The organism is Inhella proteolytica, assembly GCF_016093275.1.
GTDB classification, from domain to species: Bacteria; Pseudomonadota; Gammaproteobacteria; order Burkholderiales; family Burkholderiaceae_C; genus Inhella; species Inhella proteolytica.
The window spans coordinates 64180-77376 of record NZ_JAEDAK010000010.1 but is presented as its reverse complement, the minus strand read 5'-3'; the positions used below and the strand labels follow the sequence as shown (position 1 = coordinate 77376).

The window sequence follows — 13197 nt, the reverse complement described above, 5'->3', positions numbered from 1 at the left end:
CGATCGTCGGCCGGCAGCCGCTCAAGCGTCAATGCAAGCGCATGAGGATTTGCCCGCAGCTCTGCAACACCCGAGATGTGGGGGCGCATTTCCTGCGCAAGGGATCACGGAACGGAGCTCCAGAGCCGCAAATGGGCCGCCAGTGCCTATATACTCTTGGGCTTCGCACCGTGCCGGTGTAGCTCAGTTGGTAGAGCAGCGCATTCGTAATGCGAAGGTCGGGGGTTCGACTCCTCTCACCGGCACCAAAAAACTCCAGTTGCAATAAGGGCTTGGCTTCGGTCAGGCCCTTTTTGTTTCTGGGCCGTGGGCCGCAGTTGCGGCCCACGCGGCCCACGCGGCCCACGCGGCCCACGCGGCCCACGCGGCCCACGCGGCCCATGCGGCGCCTTCACAGATGAACCTGGCCGCCAAGTGCTAGGTGTGGTGCAGTTTGGCATCGCCTAACTCAGCATCATGGCCCACCGTTGAGGCAGCAACTTCTACCGTCGCGTTCAGGCTGGGAGCTGCCGGTCGCCCATCGGGCAAATTGACGCGACAGAAGCGCGAAGTCGATTGCCTGTCAGCGGCCATTCGCGGCGGCCGGCGATCGACCTGTTGCGGTCATCGGTAGGCAAGAACTCATTGCCTTAAAGCCGTCGCTCAACGCTGGAGCCATTCCTTCCATTGCATCTTGGCTTGCGCCAACGATCAGGCCCTAACTTTGCCGCCCGACGTTGATCTCGGTTTCCCTGGCCACCGATCGAGAGGCTTCGGGCCTGCTATCGACCATCAATCGATGGCGGCGCTAGGTGTCGTTGCGGAAGATGCTAGGTAGTCTCTGAGCTGAAAGGCTAGGGAAGATCCTGCGTCTACGAGCCGGTCAAGCACATCGAGCGTCGCCCTTCGCAGGGTGACGTCTCGCATGAGCGCCGGACGGTTCTCATGCACTGCCACACGGCAGATAGTCTCCGCATCCCAAAGACAGTTCTCATCATCGAACAGGTCGGCTGGGGCGCTGCGAATCGCATCTCGAAGCTGCGGTACAGCGGCAGGCACTGCTTGTGTCCGGCCAATGCCAGCCATGAGTCGAAGCAAGTTCTCTAGTGCGGGCAGGCTGTCCCCTGCCGCCCTGAGGCAGTGCGCAATGAAGGCGGGTCGGTGCTGCAGAAGGGGTAGGTCGTACCGCGTGTTCATCCAAGGAACCGAACAAAGCAGCAAGGTTCGAAGAACCTTGTCGAACCTGCTGAATGACCGCCTCGAGCGAGTCCTAAGGGACGGATCGCCAAGGACGGTGGCAATGGCTTCATCCCAGACTCGCCAGAATGCTTCAGCGTTCGCGTACTCCTGCTTCATGCTCGCCATGAGAGTCGACTCGAGTACTCGTTCGCTCAATTCAGGAGCGTTCTTTAAACAGTAAGCCAGCAGTTCGAAAGCTGGGCCCTCCCTAGACGGCTGCGCCAGAAGCTCGCAAGCTAGAAGGTCCCCCGTGTCCCTACGAGCTTCAAAGTCAACATGTCCAGGGTCATGGGGATCGACTCGGGGCTTTCCTTCCTGATCCGCCATAAGGCGCACCAGCGCTGCGAGCGCTCTAACCCGCCATGTCCCCGGCGACTCTGTCCTGGCGGCATCTAGTGCGATCGTCCATTCCTTGGCAGCAACAAGACTCGTTGGAACCGGCATTTCGCCAGGTTTGCCGATTGCCAAGGCGCGAAGCAGAACCTTGACGGTTGCGTCCCGAGCGCCGTCGACCAGGTCTCGCCGTCGGCCACGTGGGCACGAGATCATCGTCTCCAGGGACTCCGCGTAGTGAGCTAGGCCCCAAGTGAGCACGGCGGCCAGCTCTGGCTGCTGAGCTCTCACGACATCCGAAATGGCATTCGCCGCTGCGCGCCTTACCTGCCAAACCGGCTCGGTGACGATGTTCGCCAGTGCTGTCGGCATGTTGGGCAGCGAGGGGCTTCTGCTCGCGAGCATCACCAAGGTACGAAACCTGAGCTCACCTTCCATCGGCCCGCGTTGCACCCATGTGTCTTTGTCCGGCTTCTGTGCGGTTGTCGCGATGAGGTAATGCCGGGCCCATTGAAGGGCCGGAGACGAGTCCTCTGGCCAACGCTGAATCAGCGCGCACGGAAGCTCATCCTGCAGGCCGATGAGCATTGCGCTGTCGTCGTCGGTGAACTCCTCGCGGACCTTCAAGAACTCGTCAAACACCTCCGTTGGGGAGGAGAAGCTATCGGCTCGATTGGGATCGGAGACCGTGTCTGGTCGTGTTATCGCTGCTGCCCATAGCCGAATAGCCGACAGCCGGTCCATCCACCGCAAGCGCTCTCCCGCTCGAGCGCTTGCCTGCTGCAACTCAGGTTCCAAGTTGGCAATTTCAAGGGTCACCGCTCTTCCGCCCTCAACTTGCTTGCCGACCTTCAACTCCCGAAGATCCATGCGCTTAAGAGCTATGCGCCAGGACCGAGCGTCCTCTGGGTTCGCTGGCAGGGCTGCCTTATGCTGGTCCAGGATTGCAAAGATCGCCTCACGAAGGTCCAAGCGACTCAGCTGAAGTTGAAGCGCTAGGTCTTCCAAGTGGTAGCGTCTGTGCGGGAGATTCTTGCTTGCAACCCGTTCCTTCTGCCGCTCGCCGTCCAGTCCATCGTGTCCGCCATGTATCGCGAGCGCTAGCGGATCTTGCTGGCAGCGGGAAAAGTCGTCGACAAAGAACCACGGACTCTTAAAGATGCCCAACATCTTCTCTGTGACCAGACTCGGATGAGCCGTCATCAGGCTGGCCGCCACACTCGTGGTGAAGCTTGAAGTGCCTCGGTCGAGGATGAATTCAAGCGCGTGTTTGATCAGCTCAGGCTGTGACTTTGCGTCGATGAGAAGGCGTTCCTCCAGCGACATGAGGGCGCTTGCCAAGATGTCGCTGGAGACTGACATCCCGCGGTATGCGGCCCAGAGTCTCCAATCGTGGATGTGTGGCCTGCCATTGGGGCTCCACGCGGCCTCAATTACAGACACCTGATCGGGGCGATTCTTCGCGAAGTGCTCTGCTGCGTGATTGCAAAGTTCGATAACAAATACGAGGCTCTTAGCAAACGAGAAAAGTAAGAGATTCCGAAATGGGCCCTGCATGACCGAAGCGGGCCAGAAGGCGTGTGCAGCCCTCCCGCTGAGGCCCATGTCGGCCTCCCAGCCGTTCATGCCGAACCCCCGATGTTTCTGCGGCTCGGTCTCGACGTAGAGGGCTCGGAAGGCCCTGCGCACCAGTTCCGGTTGAAAGCAGCTCGCTTCCCTGCTGTGCTTGAAGTTGGTAAGGTACTCGAGGCGCTCTTCCGCGTAACCATCTCTGCTCTCGGTTGCCTTCGCCAGTCGCTCAATGAGCGCGTCGACGTAGGCCTTGAACCGAGGCCCGTCTGCCCCGCAGGTGCTGCAGAGGAGCGCATAGAAGCGTTGGCCAAGTGACCTCTCTCTATACCAAGGGTCGTTATCCCGCCAGCAGAAGTGCTCCGCAAGCTTGAAGACATCGAGGACGCGGTGCGACGGCTCCCACCACTGCGCGTTGTGGGCAATCGCGTCTTCGGCGAGTTGAACGACCCAGCCGTGCGCTTCGGGCGGCAAGCTCGGGAATGTCTTGGTGACAAGCGAAGTCATTACGTCCCAGGCCTTGCCGACGGGAGCAGCCATCCCAATACGAGCCAAGACTTCCTTGTGCGCAGGATCGTCAGCAAGCTGCGAGTAGTCGAGTGCCGTGGGACCCTTGCAAGCAACCCGCAACAGGTGGCTCAGGCGCTGGAGCAGCGCAGCGTTGTTGAAGGCGCCGCTGCTTCCAAGCTTTGCGACGAGTTCTTCCACGCGCTCTGAGCGCAGGAGCCCAATTGCTACCTCGTCGCGCCACAGCTGTGGCATCGCCAGGTCGGGTCTGAGCGCCGCCTCAAGCAAGGCGTAAGCGTCTTCATCACCGACGGCTGACTTCTCGGCCGTCCAGGATCGCAGGGCTCGGCGCATACCCGCGTGCGAGCCAAGTCTTGCAAACAAGGCAACCCAGTCTCGTTCAGCAGACCGCACTTCGCGCTCCACGCGAAAAATGAGCGACCAGTCCTCCAGCACGTCATGGGCAGGGGCTACTCTGTCGGTGCTGTCTCTGGCCAGGACGGAGTCTTGAATGAGCGCCGCCACCGCCTCGGCGTCTGATGGCGCATCTACGAACTGCGCGAAGCGGTCAGTGCGCTGGTAGCAGACCTCGTCAAAGGCGGCTTGGCGCCTGGTCGCCATCCCTGCAGGGCTCATGCTGGGCGCAACACGTTCCTTCCATAGGAGGCGCCGAAGGTCATTGCCGGAGGCTGGAGGCAGTGTTCCTTGCGCAGCGATGTAGGTGAAGGCCAGTTTCAGGTAGTACGGTGCCCTCAGCACCTCACGCACACCAGCGTCTCGGTATAAAGCGTTTTCAAGTGCGCTACCGGCGACCGCAGCGGCTACCTCGGCGTCCGTGAGCGAAGGGACATCGACCACCTGGTGCGGAAGGCTAGAGAGAAAGTTCAAGTAGAGGCTGTTGAGCGCATACGAGCGAGTCGTTACGCATAGCCGTGCCTGCTTGTTTTTGCGAACGAGCGCCAGCAGTTCCTCGAGAGCCCCGCGATTGCTGCCTTCGAGGAATTTCTCCATGGAGTCGATGACAACGGTGGGCCGTCCTGCGCACAACATTGCAGACAGGCTAAGAACCGGATCGGGTAGGCCTTGCAGGGACTGAACTGCAGCCAGGCCAGGCGCTTCGAGCTCGTCGGCTCGAAAGAAGAAGAGCGGACCGGACTCTCGCAGCAGGGGCGTCAGCTCCGAGACGACTGCTGACTTGCCCGCACCCGGGCCTCCGGTCACGATAGCCAACTGGCGCTCATCGAAGCTTGCAAGCACACGCGCAACACAATCGCCTCGCGGTATGTGCGCATCGTTGGGAAGCTTGGCTGATATCAGCGACAGCTGCATCAGTGCACGCTCGCTCATGCGTTCGGCAGCGCTGCCAAGGCCTCGGTGGCTGCTCAGGCGGCTCACCATTTCCTGCAAACCCGCCTTGGCAGTTGAGGGCCAGGTCTGTCGGTTTACTGTGCCTACCGAGATGCCATGTTCTTGTACATAGGCGAACAATCCGTCCCAGACGGCCTCACCTGAGTCACTCGGCTGCCCGGAGGTTAGCAGCGCTTGGACGAGGCTCAGTTCCTGAGACGTGTCATTTGCTAGGTCGTGAATGTCGACTCGCAGGTGCTGCAGCAGCTCGAAGACAAGCTCCTCGGTGTATTTGTCCCCAAGGGTGGCCTGGGAAACCGTCTTGAAGGCCGCCCAAGTGGCCCTGTGCTTGCGGTCAAACAGCTTCGACTCCAGCTTGAGGAGGAAGTCCGCCAAGTCAACAGAGGCCCGGGATAGCTCGCATAGCCGTTTGGCGGCTTGATTGGCTGAGGTCGCGGGCGCGATGGTGGCAATCACCAGCACGTCATGGCCACGAACGAAGGGAGTCCCTTCAACCCTCAGGAAGTCTCGCCAGGCCCCTTGCAGGCTGTCGATGAAGTCCGTGTCGCCAGCTGTGGCGTTCAGGCCCCGCTTGCACTGGATGAACTGATGCCAAGTCGTACCGATGCGGCTGATCTGGCAGTAAATGTCGTCGGTGTGGGCCCCGGTGTAGCGGGCCTCAAATCGGAGGGTATCGACGCGGCAGCCATGCAAGCAGAAGGCCGTAGGCAGGCCTGTAAGCATGTTTGCCAGGTAGAGAGCTCCCACGCGAGCCTGGAAGATCCCTCCGCCGCCGCCTGTGGCGACGGCGCTCATCACCTGGGTGCCCGTGAGGGGATCGCGCTCGGTGTCTTCCTTCATGCTCATGTGCAAAGACTCTCGCCACAGCGTGGCGCTTCCTGCGATCCAGGATAAGGGAGACGGACTGAGTCATGGTCAAGACGTCGTCTCAAGGGACGACCGAAGAGCACCCGATGCGGCGGAGGCCGATGTCGGTTGGACGAGGCATGGTCGAGCTGAGCTCGACGGCACGCGCGTTCGGCATCGATGTGAGGGTGGGGACGGCCCGATAGCAACCGCTGGGCAGCGTCGGCTCTTGGCCGAGAACGACCGAATGAGTCGCCAGCGGCGAACGGCAGCAACCGCTGCAGAACCGACTTCGGCTGTAGGCTGAACTGAGCCATTCGCTGCCAGCAGTCTGAGCGGCTGCTTCGACCCGCATCGGCCATTCAACTGGCGGTACAGCGCGCGAGCGGCCGCGGTCCTTGTGCCACCGCTAGCATCGCGGCTCATGCCAAGCAGCCCCTGGAGCGCAAGAGTGCTCCAGAGGGCACTAGAACAGATGGGTCCAGGGAGGACGCATGGCCGACATACAAAAGCGGTTGATCCAATTGCGCGCCCGGCGCGTGGGTGATGACCGTCCGGCACGTACGCTGCTGGATGCGGCTGAGACCCGTGACGCGTTGATCAAGTCGCTGACGGCTTCAAATGAGTCGTGGGAGGAGAAGCGCCAGAGCAAGCCCTTTACTGCCTATGCGATCGGGGCCATGCAGCCCGTCGACGCTCAGTACACGCGGGTGAGCCGTGAGGAGGCTAAACGAGTCGAGGATCAACTCAAGCCGCGTCTGTCCGCTCGAGGCATTCCGACTGAGTACCGCCTCCAGGGCTCGGTCGCGCTCGACATCCATATCCGACGCGTCAGCGACGTCGACATCTTGGCGCTAGACAAGAGTCATCTCACCTACGAACGCCACGGCGTCGCGGCCGGCCGCGGGATGTACCTTGGCTTACCTGCCAGGATGTCTCCCACGGTGCTTGCGAATCTGCGTCGCGGGATCGTGACCTGCCTGGAGGACGCGTTTCCACGGGCTCAGGTGGAACCCGGTTCGAAGGCGGTCAGCATCGCGGGAGGATCACTAAGGCGCGTTGTCGACGTCGTTCCATCCCACTGGCATGACACCGCCGAGTACCAGCAGTCGCAACTCGAGCGAGACCGTGGCGTCACCATCCTCGATGCCAGCGATGGCAGGACGATCGAAAACCTACCGTTCCTGCACATCCACCGAATCGCCGAGCAATGCAAAGCCACCTACGGCGGATTGCGCAAGGCCATTCGCCTATGCAAGCAGCTCAAGGCCGACATGGAAGCTGACGGCCGCACCGTCGCACTACCCAGCTTCGATATCGCAGCCCTTATGTATCACGCCGACGAGACATGGCTCCGCTACGGCATCGTGTCCGAGTTGTCGATTCTTGGGGAGGCACAGCGCCACCTCGACCACCTGGCGTTGAACCGCACCGAGGCGAGGAAACTCAAGACGCCAGACGGCCTTCGGACCATTCTGGATACCGAGAAGAAGTTTGAAGGACTCACAAGTTTGTCGGTTGAGATGGACGACCTGGTTCGCCAGGTCGCACGAGAGCATGGTGTCGCTGACCCGACCCAGCTGACGATGGATGGGCTACGGACCACGCTTCGATCGGCCAAAGTAATCGCATGACGTGGCGGCGACACAGAGAGAGGGAGCGATGCCGAACCTAGATACTGCAGGCGTGCAGGTAAAGCCACTGCGGGTTCTGTCGTTGGATGGAGGCGGCGCCAAAGGCTTCTATACCTTGGGCGTGCTCAAAGAGATCGAGGCCATGGGCGGCTGCCCACTTCATGAGAAGTTCGATCTGATCTTCGGAACCAGCACCGGGTCCATCATCGCGGCACTGATCGCGCTGGGCAAATCGGTCGAGGAAATCCTCGCGCTCTATCGCGAGCATGTGCCCAAGGTGATGTCCAACCGTACGCGAGCGACGCGCACCGCTGCGCTCAAAAAGCTAGCTAGCGAGGTTTTTCTCGACGCCGCGTTCACCGACGTCAAAACCCGCGTCGGAATCGTCGCCGCGAATTGGCAGAGCGAACGGCCAATGATCTTCAAGGGTAGCGTCGACCAGGCGCATGGGCGCGCTGCCTCTTTCGTGCCTGGCTTCGGCGTTCGGATCGCCGAAGCGGTCCAGGCTTCGTGCTCTGCCTACCCATTCTTCGAGCGGACAAGGGTCAAGACTTCCACGGGCGAGGAGATCGAGTTGATCGACGGTGGGTACTGCGCCAACAACCCGACCTTGTACGCCATCGCAGACGCCGTCCACGCGCTCAAGCGGGCGCGCGAGGACATCCGCATCGTCAGCGTCGGCTGCGGCGTCTATCCGGAGCCCAAGAAGCTCAGCATGTGGTTCGCCAAGAACTTCCTCTACGGCGTCGAGCTGCTGCAGAAGACGCTTGAGATCAACACCCAGTCAATGGATCAGTTGCGTCAGGTGCTGTTCCACGACGTTCCCACCGTCCGCATCAGCGTTACCTACACGGAGCCGGCCCTGGCTACAGACCTGCTGGAACACGACGTCAGCAAGTTGAACGTGCTGTTCACGCGCGGCCGTGAGTCCTTCTCGGCGCACGAGAAGCAACTCGCCGCATTCCTGCTCTGAAACCCCTTAGTCCATGGCCATCCCTGAATCCCAGCTCGACACGTGGTCGCACCAAGGGTCCATCGCGCAGTCGTCAGCCACGTACAAGAGCATTAAGGACGTCCTAGAGGACAGCGACACGCCCTACGCCGCCAAGAACTTCAAGGTCTTTCTGCAGGGCTCTTACGGCAACGACACCAACATCTATGCCGAGAGCGATGTCGACATCGTCATCTGCCTCAATGACTGCTTTCAGAGGGACATCGATCAGCTCTCCGAGGAAGACAAAGCGGCCTACCAGGAAGCCTTTGACGACGCCACGTACACACACGTGGAGTTCAAGGCTGACGTGGTCAGTGTGCTGGTCGACCAGTACGGCAAAGCTGTTGATGTTGGGGACAAGGCCATTGCCATCGACGCCAGCGGATCCCGGCGCAAGGCCGATGTGATCTCGGCTATCCAATTCCGCCGATACACAAAGTTCAAGTCGATCAGCGCCTCAGAGTTCATCGAGGGCATTTGCTTCTACAACGCCAAGGGCGAACACATCGCGAACTACCCGCGACAACATTCCGCCAATCTGACGCAGAAGCATAAGGACACGTCCAAGTGGTTCAAGCCGGTCGCGCGAATCTTCAAGAACATGAGGAGCCGGTTGGTCGACGACGGGGTGATCGCCAAGGGGATAGCGCCGTCGTACTACCTTGAGGGACTGCTCTACAACGTCCCGAGCGGGAAGTTCCATACCGACTACCAAACTTGCGTCGCCAATGCGATCAACTGGTACCGGAACGAAGCCGTCAAGAAGGAGCTTGTCTGCGCCAACGAGCAGTACTACTTGCTCCGGGACGGTCACCACGTGTGCTGGAACCAAGCCAACTGCGATACCTTCGTCGACGCTGCAGCTGACCTGTGGAACACCTGGTGACGCGCAGGGCGGCTTTGAGTTGCCCAGAGGCGGCCAAAGGTCAGTGCTCGCTTCTTGACCGTCAGCGGCCAGCCAGAGAGATGACCTCGACCGCCTGCAATCGCTGCAGAGCGGTCTCTTCCTCACGCAGCCCCTTCGCGTTGAATCGGAGCGGCCTCCATGAGGGGCACGCGCCCCTCCAAGCTTGATTCAACAGGGGTGGCGAATCCCTGCACGCCGGCGGCAAACGCTGGTGAGCCGCAAATCAGCTCTGTCGACGCGGCCCCAACGGCCGGTACTGACCTTTGAGTTCCTCATCAGGCATGTAGGAAATGAGCGCCTGAAGTTCTATCTGGAAGTAGGCGCAAAGCACGTCCAACACTTCTGAATCAAACCGCTCCGCCGTCTCTTGGTACATGCGCGTCAACGTGCCTCGATTGACACCAGTGTCTCTCGCGACGTCTGCAATCTTGAGCTTGCGCTCACCTAGGAGCGTGGACAAGTGACAACGAATCATGCTCTTGTATGGACTTTTTTGATCCTACAAAGATCAAAACAACTTGCACAGGAACTTCCCGTGGACAACAATGCTCCTCAGAAGATCATTTCTCTCTTATTAGAGACCTAATGCTCTACCGAGAGTGTATTCGCCCGAAGGAGCCTACCGCATGGAAGCAACGACGTACCTCACGGCCAAAGAGCTGGCCGAGCGCATCAAGTACAAGCCAAATGTCATCAACAACTGCTTGAAGGACTCGGTGTTGCTTGAAGGAGTGCACTACCTGCGCCCTTTCGGTCGGCGGAAGGTGCTCTATATCTGGGAGGCGGTTGAGCAAGTCATGCGTAGCGGTGGTGCCGCGTCTGCCGCCAAACTGAACCTGCCCACGTGAGGCATCGATGGCATCCATCCGAACTTCACGGGGAAAGCTCTTCATCGACTACAGGGCAAATGGAGAGCGGCAGCGCGTCTATACCGGGCTGGCTGACACTCCAGCCAACCATGCGCGGCTCGCCGCACCAGCACAACACATTGACCGAGCCATCAAAGCCGGTGAGTGCATTCAGGACGTTTTGGTGGCATTTGGGTTGGCAAGCGAGACCACATCCGTTGCTTCGACGGCAGCAATAGCCCCCGTCGCACCAGTGCGGCAAAAGTCGTCTTTCACAGAGACCCATCTGCTCGTTACTGCTCCGGCTTTCATCGCGTTCGCCGAGCAATGGTTCTCAGAATTCAAGGTCGGCTGGCGCAAGACCTACGAGGCAACGGTCCACGGCATCCTCGAGCAGCACTTGCTGCCACGCTTCGGCAGGCACGCGGTCTCGGCCATCACCCGCGCCGAGATCCTCGAGTTCCGCGCCCACCTCGCCAGCCTGCGCGGCCGGCGCGAAGGCACCAAGCTCTCACCCGCTCGGATCAACACCATCATGCTGATCCTGCGCCAGATCCTGCAGGAAGCCGCGGACCGCTACGAGTTCACGATGCCCATGGGGCGATTGCGGCCCCTCAAGGTCCCAAAGTCCGATGTGGCCCCTTTCAGCCTGCCTGAAGTCCAACGCCTGCTGCAAACCATCCGGCCGGACTACCGGAACTACCTGACGGTGCGGTTCTTCACCGGCATGCGCTCCGGCGAGATCCACGGCCTCAAGTGGAAGTACGTCGACTTCGAGCGCCGCCTGATCCTCGTGCGAGAAACCATCGTGGGCGGCGAGGAGGAGTACACCAAGACCGACGCGTCCCAGCGCGACATCGTGATGAGCGAGGTGGTGTTCGAAGCACTCCGTGCTCAGCGACGGGCCACCGGGAACCGCGACTACGTGTTCTGCAACCTCAAGGGCGAGCCGCTGGACACCATCAATTTCACCAAGCGTGTCTGGTACCCCCTGCTGCGGCACCTGGGCCTGGAGTTGCGTCGCCCTTACCAAACGCGTCACACCGCCGCCACGCTCTGGCTCGCCGCCGGTGAAACCCCAGAGTGGATCGCGCGCCAGCTGGGCCACGCCTCCACCGAGATGCTGTTCCGCGTCTACAGCCGCTTCGTGCCAAACCTGACGCGACGTGATGGCTCTGCCTTTGACCGCCTGCTGACCCAGGCCTTCACGCCCAAGGACAAGAACGACGGCCGCGATGCGCAGCCTCCGCCCCACTTGATGCGGCTCGCAGCCTGACCGACCGCAAGCCAGGCTGAGCGCGCCTTGCGCCTTGGCCTGACTGCTGCTCGGTCATGGGCTTCGCCGCCCTACTCCAACCGCCACGACCTTCTTGATCGACATGACCGTACGGACGGTCGTGAGGGCGAGCGCATGCCTGTCGAACCGACGTGCGCACGGCCCTGCCCTTTCCGCTGACTCCTTTTCGCTGAGTCCTGTCCGCTGTCTTCCGCTCTCTTCCTCTGGAGAACCCATGCACCGATTTACTGCCTCGGCCCAAAGGGGCCGCACACAGCCTCGCTCTCATTTGGCCCGTCTGCTTGCAGACCCCACGGTGTGGAAGCTCACGATCCTGACCAGCGCGCTGAGCGCCTCTGAGCAGCAGCGCTATCGGACGGCCTTTGCAGACTTTGCGGCCACCCGTGGAATGCAGGTTCACTTCACGCCGGGCACCACCTTCATTGCGCCCAGTCAGGCGCCGCTGACCAGCGACGACCGCGGTGCGGTACTGGGCTGGCTGTGTGCCCAACCGGAGGTGCAGTTCATTCATGTGCGCCGAGCGACGCCCACCTCGCGCTTCTGCTCGGTGGTGTGCACCCGCCGGTCCGAGCCTCAGGACCAAGCCGAAAGCGGCCGGGCAGCTGGTGCGTGTCGTCACACGCCACAGGCACAGCCCGCAAGCTCGGGCAGCCAAGACACGGCGGAGGCATCCCATGGTCAGTAAAGCCCGTGCGTTCGACCCGGCGACAGGCCAGGGCTTCTGGCTCGCCTTCACGCCCTCCCCAGGCATGGGAGAGCGTGCCGAGCGGCACCTGATGCGGGACTTGGAGGACCACCTGGCACAGGTGGGTCTGCGGATCGACGGCGGTACCCAACGCCACCTGTACATCCGAGGGACGGAGCGGGAGCTGACGCTCGCCGACCAGATCGATCTGGTGGACTGGCTGCTGCTGCGCACCACGGTTGCCCGAATCGATGTCACCGAATTCACGGATGACGCCACAAGGATTCCAGTGACCAGCAAGGTGATGCGCGTGGGTCGCTGGGACCTGGCGACCCTGGGTGTGGGCCTGCTGTATCGGATCGGCCGCATCAAGCCCGAGCTTTACGCCGAGATCCTCGGCGGCTTTGTGGATGAACCCAACCGGGAGTTATTTGCATGACCATTCCGCACGAATACCTCCGCGCCATACGCGGCACCCGGCCCTTGCTAGAGGCCGTAGTGGCCGACCCGGCCATGCCGATGCATCTCCGCGCCTGGTCCGCCACTTCGCTGGAGTCGTACCCGAGCGAGGACGAGCTGGCAGCAGAGCTGAACGCGAACGCGTTGGGCCTGGAAGCCGAGCGAGTCAACGCCTGGGGCGACGCGCTGATGTACGCCCGCCGCGTGATCGACATCCTTGTGCAGAACCGGGTTTCGCCCGCCCTGCGAGATCAAGCGGTGTGGGCGGAGCGGCACTTCCCGCAGACGTGGCAGCTGCCGCAGCGACCCCGCATCGAAGAGCCGGACCGAGTCTGGCGGGTGACCTTCATGGGTCTCATCTGACACGGACAAACGCCACCGACGGGTCAGGACGGCGCGCCGGGAAGGTGCGGCCCCTGGCTTGTCGCCAAACCACCTGACCTTGCAATGCCGCGCAGGCGCCTGACTGCCCTTCGCAGGCATTGACGACGGAGACCTCTGATGACCGCACAGCTTCATTTGCCTCTGCGCC

10 protein-coding genes and 1 tRNA gene are annotated in these 13197 nt (G+C 61.4%); 9 read left to right on the top strand and 2 right to left on the bottom strand.

The features are described from left to right. The first annotated feature begins 172 nt into the window (after positions 1–172). Positions 173–248, top strand: a tRNA-Thr gene (locus tag I7X39_RS14840). 523 nt (positions 249–771) lie between these two features. Here I7X39_RS14840 and I7X39_RS14835 read toward each other — a convergent pair. Then, positions 772–5835 carry a hypothetical protein gene (locus tag I7X39_RS14835; protein WP_198111934.1) on the bottom strand — a complete coding sequence of 1688 codons (5064 nt, stop codon included), beginning with the start codon at positions 5833–5835 and terminating at the stop codon, positions 772–774. Positions 5836–6335: 500 nt separating this feature from the next. Here I7X39_RS14835 and I7X39_RS14830 point away from each other — a divergent pair, with 500 nt between their 5' ends. From I7X39_RS14830 to I7X39_RS14820, 3 genes are read left to right on the top strand one after another with little or no spacing between them, the layout of a single operon-like run. Then, complete coding sequence (locus I7X39_RS14830) at positions 6336–7475, top strand: nucleotidyltransferase-like protein (protein ID WP_198111933.1); 1140 nt, start codon at positions 6336–6338, stop codon at positions 7473–7475. A gap of 28 nt (positions 7476–7503) precedes the next feature. Beyond that, positions 7504–8448 carry an anti-phage phospholipase gene (locus I7X39_RS14825; RefSeq protein ID WP_198111932.1) on the top strand — a complete coding sequence of 315 codons (945 nt, stop codon included), beginning with the start codon at positions 7504–7506 and terminating at the stop codon, positions 8446–8448. Positions 8449–8461: 13 nt separating this feature from the next. After that, complete coding sequence (locus I7X39_RS14820; protein ID WP_198111931.1) at positions 8462–9355, top strand: anti-phage nucleotidyltransferase; 894 nt, start codon at positions 8462–8464, stop codon at positions 9353–9355. A 244-nt stretch (positions 9356–9599) separates the two neighbouring features. Here the strand turns inward: I7X39_RS14820 and I7X39_RS14815 are convergent, their stop codons facing one another. Beyond that, on the bottom strand, positions 9600–9851 hold the full coding sequence (locus tag I7X39_RS14815; protein ID WP_198111930.1) for a helix-turn-helix domain-containing protein: 252 nt from the start codon (positions 9849–9851) through the stop codon (positions 9600–9602). Positions 9852–10002: 151 nt separating this feature from the next. Between I7X39_RS14815 and I7X39_RS14810 the strand changes: the two genes are divergently transcribed. From I7X39_RS14810 to I7X39_RS14790, 5 genes are all read left to right on the top strand, one after another. Continuing rightward, positions 10003–10224: a hypothetical protein gene (locus I7X39_RS14810; RefSeq protein WP_198111929.1), complete on the top strand. Its 222-nt coding sequence runs from the start codon at positions 10003–10005 to the stop codon at positions 10222–10224. 7 nt (positions 10225–10231) lie between these two features. Next, positions 10232–11500 (top strand): tyrosine-type recombinase/integrase, encoded by a 1269-nt coding sequence (locus tag I7X39_RS14805; RefSeq protein WP_198111928.1) that lies wholly within the window; start codon positions 10232–10234, stop codon positions 11498–11500. Between the two features lie 316 nt (positions 11501–11816). Next, complete coding sequence (locus tag I7X39_RS14800; RefSeq protein WP_198111927.1) at positions 11817–12206, top strand: hypothetical protein; 390 nt, start codon at positions 11817–11819, stop codon at positions 12204–12206. Then, positions 12196–12645 carry a hypothetical protein gene (locus I7X39_RS14795; protein ID WP_198111926.1) on the top strand — a complete coding sequence of 150 codons (450 nt, stop codon included), beginning with the start codon at positions 12196–12198 and terminating at the stop codon, positions 12643–12645. Before I7X39_RS14800 ends, I7X39_RS14795 begins: the two co-directional genes overlap by 11 nt. Further along, positions 12642–13028 carry a BPSL0761 family protein gene (locus I7X39_RS14790; RefSeq protein WP_198111925.1) on the top strand — a complete coding sequence of 129 codons (387 nt, stop codon included), beginning with the start codon at positions 12642–12644 and terminating at the stop codon, positions 13026–13028. The genes I7X39_RS14795 and I7X39_RS14790 overlap by 4 nt, the downstream gene beginning before the upstream one ends. The last annotated feature ends 169 nt before the right edge of the window (positions 13029–13197 follow it).